General features: G+C 61.4%; 26 protein-coding genes. 13 read left to right on the top strand and 13 right to left on the bottom strand.

Annotated features, from left to right (window positions below; all coding sequences use genetic code 11):
• Positions 1-51: 51 nt before the first annotated feature.
• Positions 52-972, bottom strand: coding sequence for a histone deacetylase (locus HDC30_RS17605; protein WP_183784185.1), 921 nt, complete (start codon positions 970-972; stop codon positions 52-54).
• 82 nt (positions 973-1054) lie between these two features.
• On the opposite strand from HDC30_RS17605, the gene HDC30_RS17600 reads away from it, so the two are divergent.
• The 3 genes from HDC30_RS17600 (at position 1055) to HDC30_RS17590 (ending at position 3189) form a co-directional block, all read left to right on the top strand.
• Positions 1055-1624, top strand: a complete 570-nt coding sequence (locus HDC30_RS17600) for a GNAT family N-acetyltransferase (protein WP_027612866.1) — start codon at positions 1055-1057, stop codon at positions 1622-1624.
• Positions 1625-1729: 105 nt separating this feature from the next.
• Positions 1730-2599 (top strand): acyl-CoA thioesterase II, encoded by an 870-nt coding sequence (tesB, locus tag HDC30_RS17595; protein ID WP_003228466.1) that lies wholly within the window; start codon positions 1730-1732, stop codon positions 2597-2599.
• The gene (locus HDC30_RS17590; RefSeq protein ID WP_183784183.1) at positions 2596-3189 is read left to right on the top strand and encodes an HAD family hydrolase; all 594 of its coding nucleotides are present in this window, start codon (positions 2596-2598) and stop codon (positions 3187-3189) included. The genes tesB and HDC30_RS17590 overlap by 4 nt, the downstream gene beginning before the upstream one ends.
• 117 nt (positions 3190-3306) lie before the next feature.
• Here the strand turns inward: HDC30_RS17590 and HDC30_RS17585 are convergent, their stop codons facing one another.
• The 4 genes from HDC30_RS17585 to HDC30_RS17570 all read right to left on the bottom strand — a co-directional run bounded on the left by HDC30_RS17585 (position 3307) and on the right by HDC30_RS17570 (position 7894).
• Positions 3307-4257, bottom strand: a complete 951-nt coding sequence (locus HDC30_RS17585; protein ID WP_183784181.1) for an alpha/beta fold hydrolase — start codon at positions 4255-4257, stop codon at positions 3307-3309.
• Positions 4258-5148 (bottom strand): neutral zinc metallopeptidase, encoded by an 891-nt coding sequence (locus HDC30_RS17580; protein WP_027612863.1) that lies wholly within the window; start codon positions 5146-5148, stop codon positions 4258-4260.
• A gap of 189 nt (positions 5149-5337) precedes the next feature.
• On the bottom strand, positions 5338-6171 hold the full coding sequence (locus HDC30_RS17575; protein WP_183784179.1) for an aldo/keto reductase: 834 nt from the start codon (positions 6169-6171) through the stop codon (positions 5338-5340).
• A complete protein-coding gene (locus tag HDC30_RS17570; protein ID WP_183784177.1) occupies positions 6155-7894 on the bottom strand; it encodes an FAD-dependent oxidoreductase in 1740 nt (579 codons plus the stop codon). Before HDC30_RS17570 ends, HDC30_RS17575 begins: the two co-directional genes overlap by 17 nt.
• A 176-nt stretch (positions 7895-8070) precedes the next feature.
• On the opposite strand from HDC30_RS17570, the gene HDC30_RS17565 reads away from it, so the two are divergent.
• From HDC30_RS17565 to HDC30_RS17550, 4 genes are all read left to right on the top strand, one after another.
• A complete protein-coding gene (locus HDC30_RS17565; RefSeq protein WP_183784174.1) occupies positions 8071-8847 on the top strand; it encodes an IclR family transcriptional regulator in 777 nt (258 codons plus the stop codon).
• 226 nt (positions 8848-9073) lie between these two features.
• Positions 9074-10135 carry a Gfo/Idh/MocA family protein gene (locus HDC30_RS17560; protein ID WP_103367269.1) on the top strand — a complete coding sequence of 354 codons (1062 nt, stop codon included), beginning with the start codon at positions 9074-9076 and terminating at the stop codon, positions 10133-10135.
• A gap of 2 nt (positions 10136-10137) precedes the next feature.
• A complete protein-coding gene (locus HDC30_RS17555) occupies positions 10138-10953 on the top strand; it encodes a sugar phosphate isomerase/epimerase (protein ID WP_027612858.1) in 816 nt (271 codons plus the stop codon).
• Positions 10954-11017: 64 nt separating this feature from the next.
• Positions 11018-11896 carry a DMT family transporter gene (locus HDC30_RS17550; RefSeq protein WP_103367270.1) on the top strand — a complete coding sequence of 293 codons (879 nt, stop codon included), beginning with the start codon at positions 11018-11020 and terminating at the stop codon, positions 11894-11896.
• A 127-nt stretch (positions 11897-12023) separates the two neighbouring features.
• On the opposite strand, the gene HDC30_RS17545 is transcribed toward HDC30_RS17550, so the two are convergent.
• Positions 12024-13361 (bottom strand): MFS transporter, encoded by a 1338-nt coding sequence (locus HDC30_RS17545; RefSeq protein ID WP_183784172.1) that lies wholly within the window; start codon positions 13359-13361, stop codon positions 12024-12026.
• Positions 13362-13628: 267 nt separating this feature from the next.
• Between HDC30_RS17545 and quiC the strand changes: the two genes are divergently transcribed.
• Entirely contained in the window at positions 13629-15530 is a 1902-nt protein-coding gene (quiC, locus tag HDC30_RS17540) for a 3-dehydroshikimate dehydratase QuiC (RefSeq protein WP_183784169.1), read from the top strand.
• A 102-nt stretch (positions 15531-15632) separates the two neighbouring features.
• Positions 15633-16310, top strand: coding sequence for a TetR family transcriptional regulator (locus HDC30_RS17535; protein WP_027612854.1), 678 nt, complete (start codon positions 15633-15635; stop codon positions 16308-16310).
• Between the two features lie 117 nt (positions 16311-16427).
• Here HDC30_RS17535 and HDC30_RS17530 read toward each other — a convergent pair whose 3' ends face one another.
• Complete coding sequence (locus HDC30_RS17530) at positions 16428-17282, bottom strand: shikimate dehydrogenase (RefSeq protein WP_096795254.1); 855 nt, start codon at positions 17280-17282, stop codon at positions 16428-16430.
• Positions 17279-17728, bottom strand: coding sequence for a type II 3-dehydroquinate dehydratase (gene aroQ, locus HDC30_RS17525; protein ID WP_025108744.1), 450 nt, complete (start codon positions 17726-17728; stop codon positions 17279-17281). Before aroQ ends, HDC30_RS17530 begins: the two co-directional genes overlap by 4 nt.
• 330 nt (positions 17729-18058) lie before the next feature.
• Here aroQ and HDC30_RS17520 point away from each other — a divergent pair, with 330 nt between their 5' ends.
• Together HDC30_RS17520 and HDC30_RS17515 are read left to right on the top strand one after the other, a co-directional pair.
• A complete protein-coding gene (locus HDC30_RS17520; protein WP_183784167.1) occupies positions 18059-18487 on the top strand; it encodes a DUF4160 domain-containing protein in 429 nt (142 codons plus the stop codon).
• On the top strand, positions 18484-18930 hold the full coding sequence (locus tag HDC30_RS17515) for a DUF2442 domain-containing protein (RefSeq protein ID WP_097089285.1): 447 nt from the start codon (positions 18484-18486) through the stop codon (positions 18928-18930). The genes HDC30_RS17520 and HDC30_RS17515 overlap by 4 nt, the downstream gene beginning before the upstream one ends.
• Before the next feature lie 55 nt (positions 18931-18985).
• Here HDC30_RS17515 and trmA read toward each other — a convergent pair whose 3' ends face one another.
• Together trmA and HDC30_RS17505 are read right to left on the bottom strand one after the other, a co-directional pair.
• Positions 18986-20065 carry a tRNA (uridine(54)-C5)-methyltransferase TrmA gene (trmA, locus tag HDC30_RS17510; RefSeq protein ID WP_027612851.1) on the bottom strand — a complete coding sequence of 360 codons (1080 nt, stop codon included), beginning with the start codon at positions 20063-20065 and terminating at the stop codon, positions 18986-18988.
• Positions 20062-21357 carry an NCS2 family permease gene (locus tag HDC30_RS17505; RefSeq protein ID WP_007963748.1) on the bottom strand — a complete coding sequence of 432 codons (1296 nt, stop codon included), beginning with the start codon at positions 21355-21357 and terminating at the stop codon, positions 20062-20064. The genes trmA and HDC30_RS17505 overlap by 4 nt, the downstream gene beginning before the upstream one ends.
• Before the next feature lie 224 nt (positions 21358-21581).
• On the opposite strand from HDC30_RS17505, the gene HDC30_RS17500 reads away from it, so the two are divergent.
• Entirely contained in the window at positions 21582-22031 is a 450-nt protein-coding gene (locus HDC30_RS17500; protein ID WP_135296611.1) for a DUF4879 domain-containing protein, read from the top strand.
• A gap of 66 nt (positions 22032-22097) precedes the next feature.
• A complete protein-coding gene (locus HDC30_RS17495) occupies positions 22098-22649 on the top strand; it encodes a DJ-1 family glyoxalase III (RefSeq protein ID WP_183784165.1) in 552 nt (183 codons plus the stop codon).
• A 5-nt stretch (positions 22650-22654) separates the two neighbouring features.
• On the opposite strand, the gene HDC30_RS17490 is transcribed toward HDC30_RS17495, so the two are convergent.
• From HDC30_RS17490 to HDC30_RS17480, 3 genes are all read right to left on the bottom strand, one after another.
• Entirely contained in the window at positions 22655-22942 is a 288-nt protein-coding gene (locus tag HDC30_RS17490; RefSeq protein WP_027612848.1) for a HigA family addiction module antitoxin, read from the bottom strand.
• Positions 22943-22956: 14 nt separating this feature from the next.
• Positions 22957-23235, bottom strand: a complete 279-nt coding sequence (locus HDC30_RS17485) for a type II toxin-antitoxin system RelE/ParE family toxin (protein ID WP_027612847.1) — start codon at positions 23233-23235, stop codon at positions 22957-22959.
• Positions 23236-23335: 100 nt separating this feature from the next.
• A complete protein-coding gene (locus HDC30_RS17480) occupies positions 23336-24574 on the bottom strand; it encodes an MFS transporter (RefSeq protein WP_007963751.1) in 1239 nt (412 codons plus the stop codon).
• Positions 24575-24595 lie beyond the last annotated feature (21 nt).

The raw sequence follows: 24595 nt of genomic DNA, 5'->3' as shown, positions 1-24595 counted from the left end.
TCAGGTTATCCACAGGCCGTTCCACAGCGATTGTGGGTAACGCAGCACAGCTTAGTGACATCCGTGTGACGTCCAGACCCGTTGCGCGCTGTGATGCAGGATGCCGTGGCGGCGGGCGAGGGCGTGGCGATCCTTGCTGTAGCCGCCGCCGATCACGCCGACCAGCGGGATGTCGCGGCCCAGACAATGGCGCATCACGCTTTCATCGCGGGCGGCGACGCCTTCGTCTGTCAGTTGCAGATAACCGAGGGCGTCGTCCTTGTGCACATCGACCCCTGCGTCGTACAGCACCACGTCCGGTTGATATAGCGGCAGCAGGTAGTTGAGCGTGTCATCCACCACTTTCAGATAATCGGCATCGCCCATGCCGTTGGGCAGCGGAATGTCCCAGTCGCTTTCGGCCTTGCGTGCAGGAAAATTCTTCTCGCAGTGCAGGGAAACGGTAATGGCCTCTGGGGTGTCATGCAGGATCCGCGCGGTGCCGTCGCCCTGATGCACGTCGCAATCGAAGATCAGCACCCGGTTCACCCGACCGCTTTGCAGCAGGTAATGGCTGATGATTGCCAGGTCGTTGAAGATGCAGAAGCCGGCCGGGTAATCGTAGTGGGCGTGATGGGTGCCGCCGGCGAGGTGACAGGCCAGACCATGCTCGAGGGCTTTTTCCGCCGCCAGAATCGAGCCGCCGACCGCCCGCACCGTGCGCCGCGCCAAGGCTTCGTTCCACGGCAGGCCGAGGCGCCGCTGGTCTTCGCGAGACAACTCGCCGCTCATATAGCGTTCGATATAGCGACGGTCATGCGCCAGGGCGAGGATGTCGTTGGGGCAGATCTCGGGACGCAGCAGGTCGGCGTCGCGGGTCAGGCCGCTGTCGACCAAGTGGTCGCGCAGCAAGCGGAATTTGTCCATCGGAAAGCGGTGATCCGCCGGAAACTCGGGGCTGTAGTCTTCGTGGTAGATCAGCGGCAGGGGCATGGCAACTTCATGTAGGAACGATGGAAAGAGTGAACGATCCTACCAGCGATGTAGACTTGCGGCATGGAAATGGAGGGGCATGATGGAGCCGATTCAGCAACTCGAAAGCGCACGCCTGCTGATGCGTCAGTGGCGCGACGAGGATTTGCCGGAATTTGCGGCGATGTGCGCCGATCCTCAGGTGATGCGCTACTTTCCGGCCCCGCTCAGCCGTCTCGAAAGTGCGTCGATGATCGGCCGGGTGCGCGGGCATTTTGCCGAGCACGGTTTCGGTCTGTGGGCGCTGGAGCGCAAGGACAGCGGTGAGTTCATCGGTTTCACTGGCCTGGGTGTGGTCGGTTTCGATGCGCCGTTCACCCCGGCGGTGGAAATCGGCTGGCGTCTGGCCCGTGAGCATTGGGGGCTGGGCTATGCCAGTGAGGCGGCTTGGACGGCATTGCGCGCAGGTTTTGATCGGCTGGGACTGAAGGAAATCGTGTCTTTCACCGCCCAGAGCAATCTGCCGTCGGAGAAAGTCATGCAGGCGATTGGCATGCAGCACGATCCGGCCGATGATTTCGATCACCCCAAACTTGCCGTCGATCACCCGTTGCGCCGGCATTTGTTGTACCGAATTACCAGGGAGCAATGGCTGCAAACCCTGCATGGCTAAGCCGACACGGACGTTTACAATGGCGCGACAGTGGCTCGCGCCAGAACCTGAATGGGCCGCCGCAGCCAAGACTGCGCGGCATAGCGTTGTGTGAGGAGAGTCTGAATGAGCCAAGTGTTGGAAGATCTGGTCGACCTGCTGACCCTGGAGCCAATCGAGGAAAACCTGTTCCGTGGCCGCAGCCAGGACTTGGGTTTCCGTCAGTTGTTCGGTGGTCAGGTACTCGGTCAGTCGCTGTCGGCGGCCAGTCAGACGGTTGAAGAGGCGCGCCACGTGCATTCGATGCACGGCTATTTTCTGCGCCCGGGCGACGCCAAGTTGCCGGTGGTGTATTCGGTGGATCGCGTGCGTGACGGCGGCAGCTTCAGCACCCGACGGGTCACTGCGATCCAGAAGGGCCACCCGATCTTCACCTGCAGCGCGTCGTTCCAGTACGACGAGGCAGGCTTCGAGCATCAGAGCCAGATGCCGGTGGTGGTCGGCCCGGAAAACCTGCCGTCGGAGCTGGAACTGACCCAGCAACGCGCGCACCTGATCCCCGAGCACATGCGCGAAAAACTGCTGTGCCCGAAACCGATCGAAGTGCGCCCGGTCACCGAAAAGGATCCGTACAACCCGCAGCCGGCCGATCCGGTGAAGTATGTGTGGTTCCGTGCCGACGGTGCGCTGGCGGATATTCCGGCGCTGCACAAGTACCTGCTGGCCTACGCCTCGGACTTCGGCCTGCTGACCACTTCGATGCTGCCGCACGGCAAGTCGGTCTGGCAGAAAGACATGCAGGTCGCCAGCCTCGATCATGCATTGTGGTTCCACAACGATCTGCGCGCCGATGACTGGTTGCTCTACGCGATGGACAGCCCGTGGGCCGGCAATTCCCGGGGATTCTCCCGTGGCAGCGTGTACAACCGCGCCGGGCAACTGGTGGCATCGGTGACCCAGGAAGGCCTGATTCGTCACCGCAAGGACTGGGCATGAGCCTGAGCGATGTGAAGCACTGGGTGTTCGACATGGACGGCACCCTGACCATCGCCGTGCATGACTTTGCGGCGATCCGCGTGGCGCTGGCGATTCCGCCCGAGGACGACATTCTCACCCACCTCGCGGCGCTGCCGGTAGAGGAGGCCGCGGCTAAGCATGCCTGGTTGCTGGAGCATGAGCGCGATCTGGCGCTGGGTTCGAAACCTGCGGCCGGTGCGGTGGAGCTGGTGCGTGACCTGCACGGGCGCGGCTATCGGCTCGGTATCCTGACGCGCAATGCACGGGAGCTCGCGCATGTGACGCTCGACGCCATCGGTCTGGCCGACTGCTTCGCCGTGGAAGATGTGTTGGGCCGCGATGAAGCGCCACCGAAGCCGCATCCCGGCGGGTTGCTGAAACTGGCCGAAGCCTGGAACGTACCGGCCAGCGAAATGGTGATGGTCGGGGATTACCGCTTTGATCTGGATTGCGGTCGGGCGGCCGGGGCACGGACGGTGCTGGTGAATCTGCCGGACAACCCGTGGCCGGAACTGACGGATTGGCATGCGCAGGATTGTGTCGAGTTGCGGCGGATGCTTTCGGTCTGAGATCTTTATTGTCTGATCTGGCCTCATCGCGAGCAGGCTCACTCCTACAATTGGAATGCGTTTCCCCTGTGGGAGTGAGCCTGCTCGCGATGGCGCCTCAACAGTCACTACAAGTCATTAATCAAACAGCGCTTTCAGCCCCTCCGGCGACGTCAACATCCCATCGCCGTTATGCCCGACCCCGGGCACTTCAACCAGTCGCTGATTGACCCCTTCCGGATGCCGGCGCAGCAGGTAGCCGAAAAACAGCTTGCCGCGTTCCAGCCGATACGCGCCTTGTGCCTCGGCGGCGCAACTCTTGTCCAGCGCCGGATGTTGCGGGTCTATGTCCTGCTGCCCCAGCAGGTAAATCACTTCGCGTTTGATGTAGCTGCTCTCAAGCTGCAACGGTGTTTGCCCACCGGCGTACACCGGCATGTCGGTCAACCCGTACTTCCAGCGATTGAAACCCGGGCACTGTGCGTGATCGAACGCTACCGGCCGCTGTTCGTTGAAATACGCGTACGACGACGGATTGGCCACCACATAGCGCAGGCGAATGCCATTGGCCTTCAGCGCCGGTTGATCCTTGGCCAGCAAGGCATAACGCTGCACCACTTGACCGCCACCGGAATGGCCGAAAATCACGATCTGCTTCACGTCCGGAAACTGCTTGCGGTCGCTGACCCGGGCGACGATGGCGTCGAGTGCGGCGTAGGAACTCAGCGGCTTCGGCCCTGTGGATAACCCGCCGCCCATCCACTCGTTGCCTTTCCAGCGCAGCAATGTATTGGGCAGGGAGTACAGCGCGACGTCGCTTTCGTTGAGAAACTGCGGCGCGATCACCAGCGTGTGCGCCGTTTGCCCGGCCAGTTCGGTGGCGTGCTCGGCACTCTTGCGATAGGTCTCGGCATTGCGCAGACGACCGTGAATGACGACCAGCACCCGCTCGATTTTCTCAGGTGCCGGGCTGATGCCAACGGCCATTTCGCCAGCCTCGAATTGCAGGCGCCCGGGGCTGATGGCATCGACGCCTGCCGCGTGCGCGTTGCCGCCGATGATCAGTAAAGCCAGAAGCCATTTGCGCATTTACAGGTTTTTCGCCGCGAAGGTATCGCACTGGCCGACCTGGCCCTGGGCGAAACCGGTTTTGAACCAGCGCACCCTTTGCGCCGACGTGCCATGGGTAAACGAGTCCGGTACCACACGGCCCTGACCCTGTTGTTGCAGGCGATCATCACCGATGGCGTTGGCCGCATTCAAGGCCTCTTCGACGTCACCCGGTTCCAGCCAGTTCAGGCGCTTCTGCGCATGGTAGGCCCAGACGCCGGCCAGGCAGTCGGCCTGCAATTCCTGACGCACCAGCAAACCGCCGTCGCCCTGCATCTGCCGGCCCTGCTGACGGGCCGTCTGAATTTTTGCCGAGACGCCGAGCAGCGTCTGCACATGATGGCCGACTTCGTGCGCGATCACGTAGGCCTGGGCGAAGTCGCCGGCGGCCTTGAAGCGCTGGGCCATTTCCTGAAAGAAGGCCATGTCCAGATAGACTTTCTGATCTGCCGGGCAATAGAACGGGCCGGTCGCCGAAGTCGCCAGACCGCAGGCGGAATTCACCCGGTTGCTGAACAGCACCAGGGTCGGGTCCTTATATTGGCGCCCGGCCTGCTGGAAGATGGCGCCCCAGGTGTCTTCGGTATCGCCGAGGATCGAACGCACGAATTCGGCCTGCTGGTCGTTGGCCGGTGGCGCCTGACGCGTCTGCGTACTGGCCGGTGCCGATTGCTCGGTCATTTGCCCAGTGAGCTGGCCGAGGATCTGCAACGGATCCTGTCCGGTGATCCAGCCGATGCCGACGATCAGCAGGATCGCCCCCAGGCTCAGGCCTTTGCCGCCACCGAACCGCATGCCACCACCGCCGCCGCTATCATCGCCACGGGCATCGACGACGTTGTCACTGCGTCGGCCTTTTTTCCATAGCATGTGGGAATCCTCTTTCTGTTCGTGGTGATGAGTGTTGCTGGTGTGGGAGTGTGGCGCCAGTCCGGTCGTCCGTCTATTGGCGTACACGCAAACAGGCCCGGCCTCGGGTGACGAGGGCGGACCTGTTATTGACGAGCGTGTGCGCGACTAATTCAATCCGTCGGCGGATTTCTCTCGGCGCGCTGTGCGTCAGCGATCGAAGGCATCCCACACCGGGGCGAAATCCGGGCTGACCTGACGCTGATTCTTCGGCAGCGCGGCGATCAGTGCGCGGTCTTCAGCGTCCAGTTCAACCTGCAGCGAAGCCAGGTTCGCCAGTTGATTGGCCCGGCTGCTGGCTTTGGGAATCGCTGCCACGTTGTTCTGATCCAGCAGCCATTTCAACGCCACCTGAGTCGGCAGCACGCCGTGTTTTTCGGCAATCTGCTGAATCTGTGGAATCTCCGAGACCTTGTTGCGCGCCAGCGGTGTGTACGCGGTCAGCGCCAGGTCGTGTTGGCGCGCGTAGTCGAGCAGGGCGTTCTGGCCGAGCAGGACGTGGTACTCGACCTGGATCGCTGACAGAGGGATGCCGTATTCCTCGACGACTGTGCGCAGCAGCGGCAGCGGAAAATTCGCCACGCCGATGTTGCGCGCCAGACCCTGTTCCTTGAACGAGGCCAGGGTGTCGAGAGTGCGCGGCAGATCCCAATCGGTACTCGGCCAGTGGATCATGAACAGATCGACGTACTCGCTGCGCAAGGCCTTGAGGCTTCGTTCCATCGAGTGGCGCATGGCGTCCGGTTGCAACTGGTCCCACCAGACCTTGGTGGTGACATGAATCTGCTCGCGGGGTGTCGGTGTATTCGCCAATGCTTGTCCGACCGAGTCTTCGTTGTTGTAGGCCGCTGCCGTGTCGATGTGCCGATAGCCGAGTTCCAGGGCCTGCTCGACGGCACGGGTGCATTCGTCGCCGAGCATCGGCCAGGTGCCGAGGCCGAGTTTCGGCATGTTCAAACCCTGGGCGTTAACGATGTGCTGCATGGTCGATCTCCTGTTCGAAAGCAGTGATGCCGGCGATATGCCGGGCGGCGATGTAGCCGAAAGTCAGCGCCGGGCCGAGGTTGATCCCGCCTGCCGGATAGTGCCCGCCCATGATGCTGGCCATGTCGCCACCGGCGGCGTAGAGCCCGGCGATGGGGTGGGCATGGGCATCGAGCACTTGCGCCTGCGGGTTGACCTTGAGCCCGGCAAAGGTGCCGAAGCAGCCCGGTTGCACTTTCACGGCATAAAAAGGGCCGGCCTCTATTGGGGCAACGCAAGGGTTGGGAAGGTTCGCCGGATCGCCCTGCTTGCGGTTATAGGGCGTTGCGCCGCGACCGAACGACGGGTCCTCGCCGTGGCGTGCATGGCGGTTGTAGTCCTCCACCGTCTGGCGCAATCCGCTGGGGTCGATGCCGCAGGCGCTGGCCAATTCTTCAAGGGTGTTGCCGGTTTTCAGATAGCCGCTGCGGATAAATCCTGACAGCGGAACGGGAAATGGCCGCGACATGCCCAGGCCATAACGCCGTTGAAAGGCGCGGCTGCAGATCAGCCACGAGGCGACTTCCTCGCCTTCCGGGGTGGCGGCAACCATGGCGCTGACGTAGTCGAAGTAACCATTGGCTTCATTGACGAAACGCTGGCCGTTGCGCAGTACGCCGATGATTCCCGGTTTGCCGCGTTCGATGATGTGTGGGAAATGGCCGATGCTGCCGTCGGCATGCGGCACTTGCGAGACCGGCGCCCAGGCCACGGGTGACGCCAGGTCGGTGTTGACCGTGGCGCCGACGCTTTCGCCCAGACGCAGGCCATCGCCATTCACCGCCAGCGGCGGCAGTGCCCAGTGTTCATGACCCGTGGGCGTGCGCGGAAACAAGGCCTTGCGCCGCTCGATGTCGTTGGCGAATCCGCCGGCGGCCAGCACCACGGCTTTACGTACATGAATGTGGATCGGGCCTTTGGCGCTGCTGACCACTGCGCCGCAAACCCTTGCTTCATCGCGCAGCAGTTCGGTCACGGGTGCCGACTCCCACAACAAAACGCCAAGGTCCTCGGCGGACTTCGCCAGCCTTGCGACCAACGCCACCCCGTTGACCAATTGCATGGCCCGGCCGTGTACCGCCAGATCGAGCAAGTGTCGGGTAAAACGACGGGTTACATGCCACGCGGCTTTCAGCGAACGGGTGAGATTGAGGAACGCCGAAAGGTCGGCGCCGGCCATGATCGGCATGCCCATGAAGGACGTTTCGCGCATTGTTGTACGCAGGCGCCTGAGCAGGCGTCCGACTGTTCGTCCGTCGTAAGGCGCTGCGATGACCGAGCGACCGCCCGTACCCGCCCCCGGCGTATCGCCATGAATGTCGGCAATAGCGTTGCCGTCGGCAAATTGCAGAGCAGTGTGCTGTTCGAAAAACGCCACCATGTGCGGCCCGGCAGTGAGGAAAGCGTCGACCATTGCCGGGTCGTAATGCTCGCCGAGTTCATGGCGCAGGTACGTGCGCGGTTGCTCGACGTCTTCGACGATGCCGGCGCGTCGGGCCAGCGGATTGCATGGCACCCATGCCCAGCCGCCGGACCACGCGGTGGCACCGCCGAACACCGGATCTTTTTCAACCACGATGACCTTCAGGCCGTGCCATGCGGCAGTGACCGCGGTGGATAAACCGGCGGCACCGGAGCCGACGACCAGAACGTCGCAGTCGATTTCGGGAAGTTCGGCAGGCATCAAGCAAAGCTCCGCAGTAAGAATTTATTGGAATTAGATTCCAGAAATTAACCAATGAAGTTCAACTGCAACAAGGCATGTTTCAGTAAAGTGGGCGGTTATCGCACGGCCAGTTCCGGATTTCGCTTTGTCCCGGATGTCTTCTAGAATCGGCAAAATTTTACTTGGACCTTCCCATGGCCGGCAGTCAGATCGAACGGGTTTTCAGCGTGCTGGAAAGCCTCACCAGTGAGCCGCGCGGGCTGCCGATGCAGACCCTGGCCGAGCAACTGGACATCCCGAAAAGTGCCACGCACCGGATGCTCGCGGAGCTGATTCGGCTGGGCTACGTGCGACAGAATGCCGAGACTTTGCGCTATCACCTGTCGACCAAATTGGTGGCGATGGGGTTTCAGTATCTGTCGAGCAGCGGTGCCGACATCGTGCAACCGGTGCTGGATCGACTGGCTCAGGAAACCGGTGAGCTGGTGCGTCTGGGGGTGATCGATGGCGAGCGCCAGACTTGGATCGCCAAGGCGCAGGGCGCACGGACGGGCTTGCGTTATGACCCGGACATGGGCCGCGATGCACCGCTGTTCTACACCGCTTCCGGGCACGCGTGGCTGGCCTGCATGAGCGATGCCGAGGCCTTGTCGCTGGTCGAGCGCCAGGGCGTGGAAGTACCGGTGGGCGTCGGGCCGAATGCGCCGCGCTCCAATATCGAACTGCTGAAGCGCCTGCGCCTGGCGCGGGAACAGGGTTATGCCTGTGTCGAGGAAAGTTCGGCGGTGGGCACCTCGGCGATTGCCGCGGTGGTCAAGCATCCGGTTGACGGGCGAGTGATCGGCGTACTGAGCATTGCCGGGCCGAGCGCACGGATGCCCGGCGCGCGACTGCATGAATTGGCGCCGCTGCTGATGAAGTTCACGGAGGAATTGTCGGCGGCGAGCCTGGCGTCCGAATTGTTCATCTGACCGATCCCCTGTAGGAGCTGCCGAAGGCTGCGATCTTTTGACTTTGTTTCTTAAGGTCAAGATCAAAAGATCGCAGCCTTCGGCAGCTCCTACAGGTCCGGGTGTCGTGTATGAAGTTGTGCGGTGTTCGCACGGTTTTCCCATCACTGGGTGTTTGATTGTGGAACGCGGTTCTAAATTGTTGCTGGAGTGACATTTCCAACAACAATCACAAAAGGATCGCGCCTTGACTCCGCCCCTTCGTATCGCCCTGATCGGCGCTGGCAACATGGGCCAGCAGCATTACCAGCACCTGCAAACCCTCGAAGAAGCCCGGTTATGCGCAGTGGCCGATCCCGGCCCGCAGGCTCCCGCGCTGGCGGCGCAGTGGGGCGTGGCGTATTTCGCCGATCACCGGCAGATGCTGGAGCAGGTGCGGCCCGATGCGGTGATCGTGGCCAATCCGAATAATCAGCACGTCAGCACGGCGCTGGATTGCCTCGCCGCCGGGGTTCCGGTGTTGCTGGAGAAACCGGTGGGCGTGCATCTGGATGAGGCACGCGAACTGGTGGCGGCAGTCAAACGCAGTGGCGTGCCGGTGCTGGTCGGCCACCATCGGCGGCACAATCCGTTGATCGTGCGTGCCCACCAATTGTTGCTCAGCGGCGCGCTCGGGCGGCTGACCACGGTTACTGCACTGTTCCAGTTACGCAAACCCGACCGATATTTCGAGGTCCCGTGGCGCCGTGAACCGGGGGCGGGCCTGTTGCTGACCAATCTGATTCACGACCTCGATCTGCTGCGTCACCTGTGCGGTGAAGTGCAGTCGGTGCAGGCCGTCACCGACAACGCGGTGCGTGGGGTTGCCAACGAAGACAGTGTCGCGGTGTTACTGCAATTTGCCGGCGGTGCACTGGGCACGCTGAGCGGTTCCGATGCAGTTGCCGCGCCGTGGAGTTGGGAGCTGAACTCCGGGGAGAACCCGGTCTATCCGCGTCAGGACGATCAGCCGTGTTATCTGCTGGCGGGAACCGCCGGGGCGCTGAGCATTCCGCAACTCAAGTGCTGGCATTACGCTGCCGATCAAGTCGATGCCGGCTGGCACGAACCGCTGATTGCGCAGCAAGAACGGTGTGAGGCAGGGGACGCGTTGCGGTTGCAGCTGCAGCATTTTGTGCAGGTCGCGCGGCGTGAAGTCGAACCCTTGGTCAGTGCCGCCGATGCCGCGCGAACATTGGCGCTGGTCGAGGCGATACGTGAGGCGGCGGCCAGCGGTCGTGCCTGTTGCCCAGCAGCGGTCGAGGCTTGAGCATGAACGAACGAATCCTGTCCCTGGCCAGTCTCACCGTGCTCGAATTGTCGCCACCGCAAATGGTCGAGGTCGCGGCGCGTGCCGGTTACAGCCATGTTGGCCTGCGCCTGGAGCCGGCGACGCCGGAGGAATATCACTTTCCATTGGTGGCCGATGGCGGATTACGGCGTCAGACGTTGGCGCGTTTGCGCGACACTGGCATCGCTGTGCTCGATGTGGAAATCCTGCGTCTGAAACCGCAAACCGTGGTCGCCGATTTCGACAAGCTGCTGGCCGTTGGCGCGGAGTTTGGCGCCAGTGAATTACTGGTCGCCGGCAATGATCCTGACGAACAACGGCTCACCGACAACTTTGCCGCGCTGTGTGATCTGGCGGCGCCTTACGGTTTGCATCCGCATCTGGAGTTCATGCCCTGGACCGATGCGCGCAACCTCGAACAGGCGTTGCGCATCGTTGCCAATGCCGACCGGGAAAACGCCGCGGTGCTGGTCGATGCCTTTCATTTCGATCGCTCCGGTTCACGGCTGGAGGATCTGGCCCACGTCGCACCTGCGCGCCTGCGTTATGCGCAATTGTGTGATGTGGCGGGACCGAGACCGGCGGACATGGCCGAGATCTTGCGTCAGGCTCGCAACGAACGGCGGTTTCCCGGCGAGGGCGATTGCGACCTGCACGGTTTGTTGCGCAGTCTGCCAGCTAATATTCCACTGAGCCTGGAGATCCCCACGGTAAAACTGCTGGAGCAGGGCGTCAGCGGATTGCAACGAGCGCAGATGGCGCTCAACAGGACGCGGGAATTGTTGGCGCAGTTGTAAGTCAGTTTTTGTGGCGGGGCGCCAGCGTCCTCGCCACTGTTTATTTTTCCTTCAGAGATATCCAATGACCGTCAGCACCCCGCTCTCCGGTGTCAATCAACCCTTCAAGGGGATCTTGCTGATTGTCGTGGCGACTTTCCTGTTCTCCAGCCACGATGCGCTGTCGAAATACCTATCGGGTTTCTACCCGATCATCATGGTGGTATGGGCGCGGTATCTGGTGCACACCTTGCTGATGGCGGGGATTTTCCTGCCGCAGTCGGGGTTGCGTGTACTGCGCACCAAACGACCGCTATGGCAGTTGGCGCGGGCGCTGTGCCTGCTCGGCACCAGTCTGTTTTTCACCACGGCGCTGCTGTACATCCCGCTGGCCGAGGCCACCGCGGTCAACTTTCTCGCGCCGGTGCTGGTGACGGCGCTGTCAGTGCCGTTGCTCAAGGAACGGGTGACGCGCGGGCAGTGGATCGCGGTGATCTGCGGTTTTATCGGGGTGCTGATCATCGTCCATCCGGGAGGCGAGTTGTTCACCCCGGCGGTGCTGCTGCCATTCTGCTCGGCGTTGTTTTTCTGCTTCTATCAACTGCTGACGCGCAAGCTCAGTGAGGTCGACAGCCCGACCACCAGCAACTTCTTCGCTGGTCTGTGCAACACGCTGGTGATGAGTGCGCTGGTGCCGTTCTTCTGGCAGGTGCCGACCTTGTCGCACGCCGTGTTGATGCTGGCGCTGGGCAGCTGCGGGATGACCGCGCACTTGTTTCTGACCCAGGCGTTCCGCCACGCAGCACCAGCGTTGCTGGCGCCATTCGGCTACTGCCAGATCGTGTTTGCCGGGTTGTTGGGGTGGGTGGTGTTCAATCACACGCCGAGTCTGTTGACGGTGATCGGGATTGCGGTGATCTGCTGCAGCGGCCTGGCGGCGGCTTGGCAGCAGAGCCGCAGATGAGAGAGATAAATAACCCTGTGGGAGCGGGCTTGCTCGCGAAGGCGGTGGATCAGTCGACATCTTCAGTGACTGACTAAATGCTTTCGCGAGCAAGCCCGCTCCCACAGGGGGGAGGGGGGTATGCAGGTTATTCGGTGACGTCTGGAATCTTGCGCGGGGCCATGAAGTACATCCAGGTCAGCGCCAGGAAGTACATCGCCGGGATCAGCGTGAACAGCACCGTGTAGTTGTTGTTGGTGACGGTCAGGATGTGGCCGACGATCTGGGTCATGAACATCCCGCCGATCGCTGCGCACATGCCGCCGAAACCGAACACCGTGCTCATCATGTGCTTGGGCGTGTAGTCCATCACCAGGCTCCAGATGTTCGCAGTCCAGGCCTGATGCGCGCCGATTGCCAGGGAGATTGCCGCGACGGCTACCCACAGATTGCTTGAGCCGGCGGCCATGATCACGCCGATGATGCAGCAGGCGAACAGGAACATCGACAGCAGCCGCGCCTTGATCGAGTTCATGCCGCGACCGATCAGAAACGAAGACAGAATGCCGCCGCCCACGCTGCCGAAGTCAGCGGTGACGTAGATGATGATCAGCGGAATACCCATCTGGGTCACGTTGATGCCCAGGTTGTATTGCTGATTGAGAAACGGCGGCAGCCAGTACAGGTAGAACCAGAACACCGGCGCAGTCAGCGAATAGGCGAGGGCGAAGGCCCAGGTGCCGCGCATGCGCAGGATTCGCGAGAACGGTACGCGGGCCTGTTCCGGTTCGACCTCCTGCTGGATGTAGTCGAGTTCGGATTTTTTCACCCGTGGATGGTCTTCCGGGTTGAAGTATTTCAAGCCCCAGAACAGCAGCCAGATCCCGCCGAGTGCCGACATGCACAGGAACGCCGCCTGCCAGCCCCACACGTGGAGAATCAGCGGCAGCAGCATCGGCGTGAACATGGCGCCGACGTTGGTCCCGGCGTTGAAGATGCCGGTAGCCACTGCGCGTTCACCGGCGGGGAACCACAGGCGCGTGGTTTTCACGCAGGCCGGGTAGTTGGCTGCTTCGGTCAGGCCGAGGATGAACCGGCAGACCATGAAGCCGACGGCCGAAGTCGCCAGACCGTGGGCGCCGGTGGCCAGGCTCCAGAGCAGCACCGCGCAGAAGAACACGCGCTTCACGCCGATGCGGTCGATCAGGCGTCCCTGCAGGACGAAACCGATGGCGTAGCCGACCTGAAACCAGAAGTTGATGTTGGCGTAATCCATCGCCGTCCAGCTCATTTCCTTGGCGAGGATCGGCTGCATGACGCCGAGGGCTGCGCGGTCGATGTAGTTCAGGGTCGTGGCGAAAAACACCAGCGCCAGCATGCCCCAACGGGTCTTGCCGACAGCCATGGCGCCGCGGATCTTGTCGCCGATGCCACCCGTGGCAGTGCTCATGGCCGGGGCCATGCGGGAAGTCTGTGAAGGAATCATTGTTCCACCCGTTTTTGAATTTGTTATGTGGTGTTGTTTGCACGCACTGCGACCGAAGGTTCATTTCCGGACTCAATGTGAAGTCGATGGTGGGCAGTGGACGAAAAATCGTCAATTCGCCGAAACGCCATAGTGTTCGATAATCGCACGCAAAACTAACCGGCTGGTACACTTTAAATTGCTGCTGAAGACGATGCAGCCAATAATTTCCTCACGATAAAAAATGATCCCCTGTAAAAAACTGCAGCGCAGTCCGGGAGTAGCAACATGCAGCGTTCCATTGCCACCGTTTCCCTGAGCGGCACCCTGCCGGAAAAGCTCGAAGCCATTGCCGCCGCCGGGTTCGACGGCGTCGAGATCTTCGAGAACGATCTTCTGTATTACGACGGCAGCCCGCGGGAAATCAGGCAGATGTGCGCTGACCTGGGGATCGCCATCACCCTGTTCCAGCCGTTCCGCGATTTTGAAGGCTGCCGCCGCGATCGGCTGGCGCGTAATCTGGAGCGGGCCGAGCGCAAATTCGACCTGATGCAGGAGCTGGGCACCGATCTGGTGCTGGTGTGCAGCAACGCTTCGGCGGACAGCGTCGGCGACCGGCAGATTCTCGTCGATGATCTGCGGCTGCTGGCCGAACGTGCCGGCGCTCGCGGGTTGCGTATCGGCTATGAAGCGCTGGCCTGGGGCCGGCACGTCAATACTTATCAACAGGTCTGGGACATCGTTCGCCAGGCCGACCACCCGGCACTCGGCGTGCTGCTCGACAGCTTTCACACCTTGTCGTTGAAAGGCGATCCAAGCGCGATTGCCGACATTCCCGGCGACAAGATCTTCTTTGTGCAAATGGCCGACGCGCCGATACTCGCCATGGATGTCCTGGAGTGGAGCCGGCATTTCCGCTGTTTCCCGGGGCAGGGCGAATTCGATCTGCCGGGGTTCCTCGCGCCAATCATCCAGAGCGGTTACACCGGGCCGTTGTCGCTGGAAATTTTCAACGATGGCTTCCGCGCCGCACCGCCACGGGCGAATGCCGCCGATGGTCTGCGTTCGCTGCTGTATCTGGAGGAAAAAACCCGTCAGCGCCTGGAACAGCAAACAACGCCGGTGGCCAACCACGACATCCTCTTCGAAACGCCGCCGGCCAGCGAGTACAACGGCATCGAGTTTCTTGAGTTCGCCGTCGACGAAAGCCTTGGCGCCAAACTGAGCAACTGGCTGGAGCGGCTGGGCTTCGTCAAGGCCGGGCAGCACCGCTCCAAGAGCGTGAGCCTGCTGCGTCAGGGCGATATCAACCTGATCCTCAACGCCGAACCGTACTCGTTCGGCCACAGTTTCTTCGAGGCCCATGGCCCGTCGCTGTGTGCCACCGCTGTGCGGGTCAAGGACAGCGCCAGCGCCCTCGCTCGTGCGGTCGCTTACAAGGGCCAGCCCTATCGCGGCCTGGTCGGCCCCAACGAACTGGAACTGGCCGCGGTGCGTGCGCCGGACGGCAGCCTGATTTATCTGGTGGATGAGGCGGCGGACGTTTATGGCACTGACTTCAATCTGCTGCCGAACGCACAGGCCCGTGGCGGCCTCAAGCGCATTGATCACATGGCCATGGCGCTGCCGGCCGACAGCCTCGACAGCTGGGTGCTGTTCTACAAGAGCCTGCTGGATTTCGAGGCCGACGATGAAGTGGTGCTGCCCGATCCGTACGGTCTGGTGAAAAGCCGGGCGTTGCGCAGCCGCGACAGCTCGATCCGTCTACCGCTGAACATCTCCGAGAATCGCAACACCGCGATCTCCCACGCGCTGTCGAGTTATCGCGGCTCCGGTGTGCATCACATCGCCTTCGATTGTGATGACATCTTCGCCGAAGTCAGCCGCGCCAAAGAAGCTGGTGTGCCGTTGCTGGATATCCCGCTCAACTATTACGACGACCTCGCCGCGCGCTTCGATTTCGACGACGAGTTCCTCAGCGAGCTGGCGTACTACAACGTGCTCTACGACCGCGACGCGCAGGGCGGCGAGCTGTTCCACGTGTACACCGAGCCGTTCGAGGGGCGCTTCTTCTTCGAGATCATCCAGCGTAAAAACGGCTATGCCGGTTATGGTGCGGCGAACGTTGCGGTCCGTCTGGCGGCGATGGCCAAGTCACGCAGCGGTGCGGTGCGTCAGGCGAAGTTGTAGGAATTTCGTAAACGCGGGATTAAACACGAGCCGCGTGGCTTCCTTCACTGTGCAGCGCGGCCCATAATCGCCAACCTGTGCAGTGATGGCCGTGAGCCCGCAATGACAATGACTTCAGAACTCCCCGCCGCTCCCGTCGAATCCGGTATCGAGCCGCGCAAGAGTCGCAAGAACAACCCGGAAAAAACCCGCGAGAACATCCTGCAGGAGGCGATCGTCGAGTTCGTCCAGCAGGGCTTGTCCGGCGCCCGCGTCGACGCGATCGCCGAGCGTATCCACACCTCCAAACGCATGATCTATTACTACTTCGGCAGTAAGGAGCAGTTGTACGTCGAGGTGCTGGAGAAGCTTTACGGCGACATCCGCAGCACCGAAAACCGCCTGCACCTGGCCGAGTTGCCGCCGGTGGTGGCGATCCGTCGACTGGTGGAATTCACCTTCGATCACCACGACCGCAACGTCGATTTCGTGCGCATCGTCTGTATCGAAAATATTCACAACGCCGAGTTCGTGAAGCGTTCGGACACGATCAAGGCGATGAACAATACGATCCTCGATTCACTGGGCGAGATTTTGCGTCGCGGTGCCGAGGAGGGTGTCTTCCGCGCCGGGCTGGACGCGCTGGATGTGCACTTGCTGATCAGTTCGTTCTGTTTCTACCGCGTCTCGAACCGCCATACGTTCGGTGAGATCTTTCAGATCGACCTGCCGGACGAAAGCATCAAGCAGCGTCATCGCGAGATGATCTGCGAGTCGGTGTTGCGTTACTTGCAGCCGTGACACCTATCCAATGTGGGAGCGGGCTTGCTCGCGAAAGCGGCGTGTCAGCCTATACATCTAGCGCCTGACACACAGCCTTCGCGAGCAAGCCCGCTCCCACAGGATCGATGTTTATCTTCAGCCATTCATGCTTTGAAAATGCGCCAGCATCCGCTGTGCGTCCGGCACCACGCCGCTGAACAATTCAAACGCCTTCACCGCTTGAAACACCGCCATGTTGCCGCCGTCCAGCGTGCGGCAACCCAGCGCGCGGGCGTTGCGCAGCAGTTCGGTTTCCAGCGGGAAGTAAACGATCTCCGCGACCCACAATTCCTTGCGCAGCAGTTCCACTGGCACCGGCATGCCCGGCAGTTTGGCCATGCCCATCGGCGTGGTATTCACCAGACCATCGGCCTGATTCAGCGTGCCCGGCAGATCACGCCCGGCCACCGCGCGGCCTGAGCCGAAATGCTGGTTGAGGTTGTTCGCCAGACTCTCGGCGCGCTCGCGGTCGACATCGAAAATACTCAGCTGCTGTACGCCTTCGCTCAACAGCGCGTGGGCCACTGCCGCTCCCGCACCGCCGGCGCCCATCTGGACGACACGCTCACGGGCGACATCCTGCAAGCCGCGACGAAAACCTTCGGCAAAACCCAGGCAGTCGGTGTTGTGGCCGATGCGTTTGCCGTCCTTGAGCACCACGGTGTTGACCGCGCCGATGCCCCGGGCTTCCGGCGACAGTTCGTCGAGCAGCGGGATGATCGCCTGCTTGCACGGGAAAGTAATGTTCAGGCCGGTGTAGTTCATCCGCTCGGCCGCCTGCAGCAAGTCGGGCAGGGCGTTGCTGTCCAGATGCAACTGATCGAGATCAATCAGCCGATACAGGTAGCGCAAGCCTTGGGCGTCGCCCTCATGTTCATGCAGTGCTGGCGTGCGCGAGGCTTGAATACCCGCACCGATCAGGCCAGCCAGTATTACCGGTTTACGGGTCATGCTGCGCGCCCCTTCAGTCGCTGACTGAAATGCTCCAGGGCCAGGCGATAGCCATGGCTGCCGAAGCCGCACATCACCGCCGTGGCGATGGCCGAGACAAACGAGTGGTGGCGGAATGGCTCACGCGCATGCACGTTGGACAGGTGTACTTCGATCACCGGCAACTCACTGGCCACCAGCGCGTCGCGGATCGCCACCGAGGTGTGCGTCCACGCCGCCGGGTTGATCACGATCCCGGCGCAGCGGCCGCGTGCCGCATGAATCCAGTCGAGCAATTCGCCTTCGTGATTGGTCTGGCGAAACTCCACGGCCAGGCCGAATTCTTCGGCAGCGCGGCCGCACAGAGCAGAAATATCAGCCAGGGTTTCGTGACCGTAGGTTGCCGGTTCACGAGTGCCGAGCAGGTTCAGGTTCGGGCCGTTGAGCACCAGAACGATAGGGGGCATGGGGGCAAACTCCACTTATTGTTTTTGGCTTGGGCCGAAGGTTTCAGCCTGTGGAGGTAAAATGTACCAGATGGTTACCATGGTCAATTGAACTGATTTAACCCGATGGTTTTGTGTTCGGTGATCGCACAAAAGCTACATCGCATTCAGATTTTCCGAATTGTATCGACAGTTTTGCTTACGTTTTTTTTCGAAGATGCAGCGCTTCCTCATCCGTGCCGACGCTAGTCTGAATGTGGTGAAAGGCATTGAGGTGCTGTGCAGCACCGGCCGTCGGATTTGAAAGGAAAATCAAATCCTGAAACTTATTAACCTAACGGATGGGTTTGCATGAAAGTATGCAACTACAGGGGATTGTCGATAAGCATCATGTTGCGAGATGAGCATTGCCCGCCACATGTTCACGTTAATGCAGGCGCCTGGAATGCCCGATTTCAGTTCAGTTTCTGGCACAACGACATTGAACTGTGGGATGTCGTGCCGCTTTCACGTCGACCGCCGCTGGCGGTGCTGGAAGGATTGTGTCGATCACTGGGGCAACCTGCTCATCTGCGTCGCGCACGAGGGATCTGGTGGTCAGGCTTGCAGACAGTTTGTCTCGACAATCAGGTGTGGGACTGCGAGTCAAACGAAGTCCCCGTGATGAAACCGGTCACCGCTACGACCTACAGGATCAGTTCGACGCGCTATGAACCAGAAGCAGACAAGACTGTTCTGACATTGCTCGGCAAACTGGCAGGAGTTGAAATCGATTTATGAAAGTCATCAAGGCAAAGCCGTCCGTACATCGTCCGCTGACGGAAGAAATGCTCGATGCCGCGATAAAACGTGGCGAAGCGCGCCAAGCTAGCAGCTTGCAGGCTGTTTCTGTGACCTTTGAAAGCCCGTCTCTGGTCATTCGTTTTGAAGACGGCAGCGGTGTGTTGCTACCGGTGAGCCAGTATTCGGAGTTCGACGGGTTTGATTCAGACGATTATGCGAACCTGACAGTCGGCTATGCAGGCACTGCGCTTTGCCACGAGGGCAAAGACCTCGACGTTTCCATCTCCGGAATGATTTCGGCGAGCCCGTCACTCATGAGGATGGCGGCTTCGGTGGTTGCGTCGCGTAACGGTCGTCAAAGCAGTGCGGCAAAATCCGAAGCTGCACGAGCAAATGGCAAGAAGGGCGGGCGTCCACGTAAGACCGACACTGCACCGTAAGCACCCACAAAAAAGCCGTCAATCAAGACGGCTTTCTCGTACCCGGCATTCGCCATCAACGCCGGGTCAGCAACACCCCGGACTCCATGTGATGCGTCCACGGGAACTGGTCGAACATCGCGCAGCGGGTGATGCGATGCGTGTCGTGCAGTTGGGCGATGTTGGCGGCCAGGGTTTCCGGGTTGCAGGAGATGTACAGGATGTTGTCGAAGCGCCGGGTCAGCTCGCAGGTGTCCGGGTCCATGCCGGCGCGCGGCGGGTCGACGAACACGCTGCCGAACTCGTAGCTCTTCAGGTCGATGCCTTGCAGGCGACGGAACGGGCGCACTTCGTTAAGCGCTTCGGTCAGCTCTTCGGCGGACAGGCGCACCAGCGTGACGTTATCCACAGCGTTTTCGCTGAGGTTGCTCAGTGCGGCGTTGACCGAGGTCTTGCTGATCTCGGTGGCCAGCACTTTGCGCACACGGGTGGCGAGCGGCAGGGTGAAGTTGCCGTTGCCGCAGTACAGCTCCAGCAGATCGTCGGGACGATCGCCCAATGCTTCGTAGGCCCAGTTCAGCATCTTCTGGTTTACCGTGCCATTGGGCTGGGTGAATGCGCCTTCCGGCTGGCGGTAGCTGAAGGTGCGACCACCGACTTCGAGTTTCTCCACCACGTAATCGTGGCCGATGACTTCGCGCTTGCCCTTGGAGCGGCCGATGACGCTGACGTTGAGATCAGCCGCCAACTTCGACGCGGCCGCATGCCAGTGTTCGTCCAGCGGACGGTGATAGCACAGGGTAATCATCGCATCGCCGGCCAGGGTGGTGAGGAACTCCACCTGGAACAGCTTGTGGCTCAGCGCCGAACTGGCCTGCCATGCCGCCTTGAGCTGCGGCATCAACTGGTTGATGCGCAGGCTGGCAATCGGGAACTCTTCGATGAGGATCGGCGTGCGTTTGTCGTCCTGAGAGAACATCGCGTAGTGCCGCTCACCGGCCTCGCGCCACAGGCGAAATTCCGCGCGCAGGCGGAAGTTTTGCAGGGGCGAGTCGAACACGGTCGGCTCTGGTGCATCGAACGGGGCCAGCAGGTCACGCAAACGCGTGACCTTGTCTTCGAGCTGAGTGGCGTAGGCCTGGGAATCGAAAGTCATGCGTTGAACCAACCCAACTTGATCACAAACAGAATCGACAGAATCACCAGCGCCGGGTTCAGCTCACGGGCGCGGCCCGACAGCAGCTTGATCACGGTCCAGGAGATGAAACCGAAGGCGATGCCGTTGGCGATCGAGTAGGTGAACGGCATGGCCAGCGCGGTGACCACGACCGGTGCGGCGACGGTGATGTCTTCCCAGTCTATTTCCGCCAGGCCCGACGTCATCAGCACGGCGACGAACAGCAACGCCGGTGCGGTGGCGAATGCCGGAACGCTGGCCGCCAGTGGCGAGAAGAACAGCGCCAGCAGGAACAGGATCGCCACGACGATCGCCGTCAGGCCAGTGCGGCCGCCAGCGCTCACGCCAGCCGCGGATTCGATGTAGCTGGTGGTGGTCGAAGTACCCAGCAGCGAGCCGGCCATCGCCGCGGTGCTGTCGGCGATCAGTGCGCGACCCATTTTCGGCATGTGGCCGTCCTTGCCCATCAGGCCGGCGCGTTTGGCGACGCCGATCAGGGTGCCGGAGTTGTCGAACAGGTCGACGAACAGGAAGGCGAAGATCACGCTGACCAGACCAATGTCCAGTGCGCCCTTGATGTCCAGTTGCATGAAGGTCGGGGCCAGCGAAGGTGGCATCGACGTCACGCCGCCGAACGGGGTGAAGCCCATGGCGATGGAAATGATGGTCACTGCCAGAATGCCGATCAGCACTGCGCCGCGCACTTTCAGCGCCTCGAGGGCGACGATCAGGGCGAAGCCGAGGGTGGCGAGGATCGGCGCCGGGGCTTTCAGGTCACCGAGGCCGACCATGGTCGCCGGGTTGCTGACCACGATACCGGCGTTGTGCAGGGCGATCAGCGCCAGGAACAGGCCGATACCGGCGGCAATCGCCGAGCGCAGCGGCAGCGGGATGCTGTTGATGATCCATTCGCGGATGCGGAAGATCGACAGCAGAAAGAAGCACACCGCCGAGATGAACACCGCGCCCAGCGCCACTTGCCAGGTGTGGCCCATGTGCAGGACCACGGTGTAAGTGAAGAAGGCGTTCAGGCCCATGCCCGGCGCAAGCGCGATCGGGTAATTGGCGATCAGGCCCATGATGGTCGAGCCGATGGCGGCTGCCAGACAGGTGGCGACGAACACAGCGCCCTTGTCCATGCCGGTCTCGCCGAGGATGCTCGGGTTGACGAACAGAATGTAGGCCATGGCCAGGAAGGTCGTGACGCCCGCCAGAATCTCGGTACGCACGTTGGTGTTGTGTGCCTTGAGTTGAAACAGCCTTTCCAGCATGTCTGCTCCCCGTGGCGCGCGCGGCGCCGTGAATGTATCGACCTCAACAGCAAAGCACAGACCGTCGCAAGCGCCTGGGAATTTGTGGTGGGCCGGAAAAAGCCGCGCATCATACCAGCAGCGTGAGGAATATGGCGGTTGTTGGTGCCGAACGTCGTCGAAGTTTTGCCACAGGGCCAACTGCGCCATACTGCGCGCTGAATTTTTTGGGGAAATACGATCACATGGGCAAGCGCTGGATAAAGGCTTTGGGGGTAATGGCCGGGCTGATGGTCGGGTCGACGGCGGCGCTGGCAGCCTCGGCGCCACCATTGACTGAAGTGAAGGTGATCAAGGTTCAATCGCCGGCCTGTGGTCTGGAAGACATCGGCGATAACCAGCCGCAAACCCAATGCGATCACAGCGGCCCGAGCATCAAGGTGTTCGTGCTGGAAATCGGCTATGGTCAGAACCAGCCGCATGCCACGCTGGACGGTTTTGAAGTCAACGGCACCCGGGCGCCGGTGTGCGCCTTTGATAACGGCAACCTGACTGAGTGCAAGCCCGGCAGCAACACTGTCGGCTCACTGTATACCTTTGATCTGGCGGGCAAGCAGGAAGGCACCTTCACCTTCAGTAACACCTCGATCAACGCGCCACGCAACACCCTGTCGGCCCAGCTTTACATCAAGTAACGGCTGTCATCGAACAGGCAGGGCAAAGCTGACTACGCTTTAAAGATCACCCAGCGGATAGCGCCCATGACCTTTAGAGCCCTGATTACCCTCGCCGAGGGCATCGATGATCTGCAAAGTGTGACCCTGGTCGACGTGCTGCGCCGCGCCGGCGTCGAAGTCGTGGCGGCCAGCATCGAAGGCCGGCGCATGCTGACCTGCGCGCGCGGTACGCGCCTGACAGCGGACGGCATGCTGGTTGATGTATTGGCGCAGACCTTCGACCTGATCGTCCTGCCCGGTGGTGCCGTCGGCGCCCAACATCTCGCGGCGCATCAGCCGCTGCAGCAATTGCTCAAGGACCAGGCCAGCGCCGGCCGCCTGTTCGCCGCCATCGGCGAAGCCCCGGCCATTGCCCTGCAAGCCTCAGGTGTATTGCGCCAACGGCGCATGACCTGCCTGCCGAGTGCCAGCCATCAATTGTCGGGCTGTACGTTTGTTGATCAACCGGTGGTGGTCGACGGCAATTGCATCACCGCCCAAGGCTCCGGCGCCGCACTGGCGTTTGCCCTGACGCTGGTGGAGCAGCTTGGTGGCAAGGCGTTGCGGGCGAAAGTGGCGGGGGAGATGTTGGTTTGATGGCTTCAGGCGTGGGCAGCGATAGGCGTAATGGCTGGTTGCTCCCGATGCTCTGCTTGCCACAGATCGTAATCGGTTTGAACGCCTAGCCACACACGCGCCTTGCCAATGCCTGCTCGCTCCAGCCGTACAGCCAGATCCGGGCTGATCGGTGCATGGCCGTGCAATACGCGGGAAAGGTGAGGGCGGGCGAAGCCCAGATGTCTGGCCAATTCACTCACACTGATGCCTAACTCTGGCAAGACATCCGTGAGCAGGGTTTCACCGGGGTGTGGCGGGTTGTGCATGGTCATGAGCCTGCCTCCTGTCAGTGGTAGTCCAGATAATCGACCAATTCGATGTCCGAACCGACAAAACGAAAGATAACCCGCCAGTTGCCTGAAACACTGAGCGACCAATATTCGGACAGTTCACCCTTCAGTGGATGCAGGCGCCAACCCGGCAGATCAAGATCTGCGGGAAGTGCTGCGCGATCCATGAACTGCAGCATACGCGCCAGACGTTTTGCGTGATCGGCGCGAATTCCGCGGGTCGAACCTGTTTCATAGAAGCCACGAAGGCCTTTGTGCTGAAAGGATTTGATCATGGCGGCGAGTGTAAGGCGATACGTTACACTCTGTGCGGTAACTATGTACCGCACCTTTTCAATCAATTTGTGCCTGGCCTGTTGATTTCACTGATGTGACCTAGACCTTCGCCTCTTCCACCGGCACATGCATCCGGTCGCGGTTGGCCAGGGTCGGGAACAGTTTGATCCACGTTCCGGTGACCACCAGCGTGCCGATCCCGCCCATCACCACCGCCGGGACGGTGCCGAACCAGTGCGCGGTGAGGCCGGATTCGAATTCGCCCAACTGGTTCGAGGCGCCGATGAACAGGCCGTTCACCGCGCTGACCCGGCCACGCATTTCGTCCGGGGTTTCCAACTGAACGAAGGAGGCGCGGATCACCATGCTGATCATGTCCGCCGCGCCGAGCACCACCAGCACCGCCAGCGAGAACCAGAACGAGGTCGACAGGCCAAAGGCGATGGTTGCGACGCCGAACACGCCAACGGCGGTGAACATCACCCGGCCAACATTGCGCTCGACGGCAAATCGCGCCAGAAACAGTGACATCCCCAACGCGCCTACCGCCGGCGCCGAGCGCAGCAGGCCCAAGCCCCACGGCCCGGTGAGCAAGATGTCCTTGGCGAACACCGGCAGCAACGCCGTAGCGCCACCGAGCAACACCGCGAACAGATCCAGCGAGATCGCCCCGAGAATGTCCGGGCGGCTGCGAATGAAGCGGATACCCGCCAGCAACGAATCCAGCGTGGCTTTGCCTTTGTTCAGCGGCGTTTGCCGGGCGGGCAGGTTGAGCATCAAGGTGCAGGCGATGACATAGAGCAACACCGTCGGGCCGTAGACCCAGACACTGCCAAACGCGTAAAGCAAGCCACCGAGGGCCGGAGCGACAATGGTGGCTGACTGTTGAGCCGACTGCGCTGCGGCGACCGCCCGTGGAAACAGGGCGCTGGGCACGATGCTCGGCAGCAGCGCCTGGGTCGTCGGCATTTCGAAGGAGCGCGCCGCACCGAGCAGGAAGGCGAGGATAAAGATCATTTCCCGGGTGACGTGGTCGGTCGCACTGCCGATGGCCAGTGCCAGGGCAATCAACGCCTGCAACGACTGACAGATCGCCGCGACCCGACGCCGGTCATAGCGGTCGGCGACATGCCCGGTGTGCAGCATGAACAGCACCCGAGGCGCGAACTCGACCAGACCGACCAGACCCAGGTCGAGCACGTTGCCGGTCAACTGATACAGATTCCAGCCGATCGCCACCGTGAGCATCTGAAAGCCACTGGCGGTGAAGATCCGGGCGAACCAGAACGCGAGAAACGGACGATGGTGACGTAACAGCAGGGGCTCTTGGCTGGGCATCTGAAGGCAGGTCTGGCTCTT

The sequence above is a fragment of the Pseudomonas sp. JAI115 genome (assembly GCF_014200835.1).
Taxonomy (GTDB): domain Bacteria; phylum Pseudomonadota; class Gammaproteobacteria; order Pseudomonadales; family Pseudomonadaceae; genus Aquipseudomonas; species Aquipseudomonas putida_A.
Note: the sequence above shows the minus strand (reverse complement) of the source record. Positions and strands in the feature narration are given on the sequence as shown.

What these genes read in the sequence shown, in the direction of transcription:
- HDC30_RS17605 (WP_183784185.1), bottom strand. Translation starts at nt 972, where the DNA reads ATGCCCCTGCCGCTGATCTACCACGAAGACTACAGCCCCGAGTTTCCG.
- HDC30_RS17600 (WP_027612866.1), top strand. Translation starts at nt 1,055, where the DNA reads ATGGAGCCGATTCAGCAACTCGAAAGCGCACGCCTGCTGATGCGTCAG.
- tesB (WP_003228466.1), top strand. Translation starts at nt 1,730, where the DNA reads ATGAGCCAAGTGTTGGAAGATCTGGTCGACCTGCTGACCCTGGAGCCA.
- HDC30_RS17590 (WP_183784183.1), top strand. Translation starts at nt 2,596, where the DNA reads ATGAGCCTGAGCGATGTGAAGCACTGGGTGTTCGACATGGACGGCACC.
- HDC30_RS17585 (WP_183784181.1), bottom strand. Translation starts at nt 4,257, where the DNA reads ATGCGCAAATGGCTTCTGGCTTTACTGATCATCGGCGGCAACGCGCAC.
- HDC30_RS17580 (WP_027612863.1), bottom strand. Translation starts at nt 5,148, where the DNA reads ATGCTATGGAAAAAAGGCCGACGCAGTGACAACGTCGTCGATGCCCGT.
- HDC30_RS17575 (WP_183784179.1), bottom strand. Translation starts at nt 6,171, where the DNA reads ATGCAGCACATCGTTAACGCCCAGGGTTTGAACATGCCGAAACTCGGC.
- HDC30_RS17570 (WP_183784177.1), bottom strand. Translation starts at nt 7,894, where the DNA reads ATGCCTGCCGAACTTCCCGAAATCGACTGCGACGTTCTGGTCGTCGGC.
- HDC30_RS17565 (WP_183784174.1), top strand. Translation starts at nt 8,071, where the DNA reads ATGGCCGGCAGTCAGATCGAACGGGTTTTCAGCGTGCTGGAAAGCCTC.
- HDC30_RS17555 (WP_027612858.1), top strand. Translation starts at nt 10,138, where the DNA reads ATGAACGAACGAATCCTGTCCCTGGCCAGTCTCACCGTGCTCGAATTG.
- HDC30_RS17550 (WP_103367270.1), top strand. Translation starts at nt 11,018, where the DNA reads ATGACCGTCAGCACCCCGCTCTCCGGTGTCAATCAACCCTTCAAGGGG.
- HDC30_RS17545 (WP_183784172.1), bottom strand. Translation starts at nt 13,361, where the DNA reads ATGATTCCTTCACAGACTTCCCGCATGGCCCCGGCCATGAGCACTGCC.
- quiC (WP_183784169.1), top strand. Translation starts at nt 13,629, where the DNA reads ATGCAGCGTTCCATTGCCACCGTTTCCCTGAGCGGCACCCTGCCGGAA.
- HDC30_RS17535 (WP_027612854.1), top strand. Translation starts at nt 15,633, where the DNA reads ATGACAATGACTTCAGAACTCCCCGCCGCTCCCGTCGAATCCGGTATC.
- HDC30_RS17530 (WP_096795254.1), bottom strand. Translation starts at nt 17,282, where the DNA reads ATGACCCGTAAACCGGTAATACTGGCTGGCCTGATCGGTGCGGGTATT.
- aroQ (WP_025108744.1), bottom strand. Translation starts at nt 17,728, where the DNA reads ATGCCCCCTATCGTTCTGGTGCTCAACGGCCCGAACCTGAACCTGCTC.
- HDC30_RS17520 (WP_183784167.1), top strand. Translation starts at nt 18,059, where the DNA reads ATGAAAGTATGCAACTACAGGGGATTGTCGATAAGCATCATGTTGCGA.
- HDC30_RS17515 (WP_097089285.1), top strand. Translation starts at nt 18,484, where the DNA reads ATGAAAGTCATCAAGGCAAAGCCGTCCGTACATCGTCCGCTGACGGAA.
- trmA (WP_027612851.1), bottom strand. Translation starts at nt 20,065, where the DNA reads ATGACTTTCGATTCCCAGGCCTACGCCACTCAGCTCGAAGACAAGGTC.
- HDC30_RS17505 (WP_007963748.1), bottom strand. Translation starts at nt 21,357, where the DNA reads ATGCTGGAAAGGCTGTTTCAACTCAAGGCACACAACACCAACGTGCGT.
- HDC30_RS17500 (WP_135296611.1), top strand. Translation starts at nt 21,582, where the DNA reads ATGGGCAAGCGCTGGATAAAGGCTTTGGGGGTAATGGCCGGGCTGATG.
- HDC30_RS17495 (WP_183784165.1), top strand. Translation starts at nt 22,098, where the DNA reads ATGACCTTTAGAGCCCTGATTACCCTCGCCGAGGGCATCGATGATCTG.
- HDC30_RS17490 (WP_027612848.1), bottom strand. Translation starts at nt 22,942, where the DNA reads ATGACCATGCACAACCCGCCACACCCCGGTGAAACCCTGCTCACGGAT.
- HDC30_RS17485 (WP_027612847.1), bottom strand. Translation starts at nt 23,235, where the DNA reads ATGATCAAATCCTTTCAGCACAAAGGCCTTCGTGGCTTCTATGAAACA.
- HDC30_RS17480 (WP_007963751.1), bottom strand. Translation starts at nt 24,574, where the DNA reads ATGCCCAGCCAAGAGCCCCTGCTGTTACGTCACCATCGTCCGTTTCTC.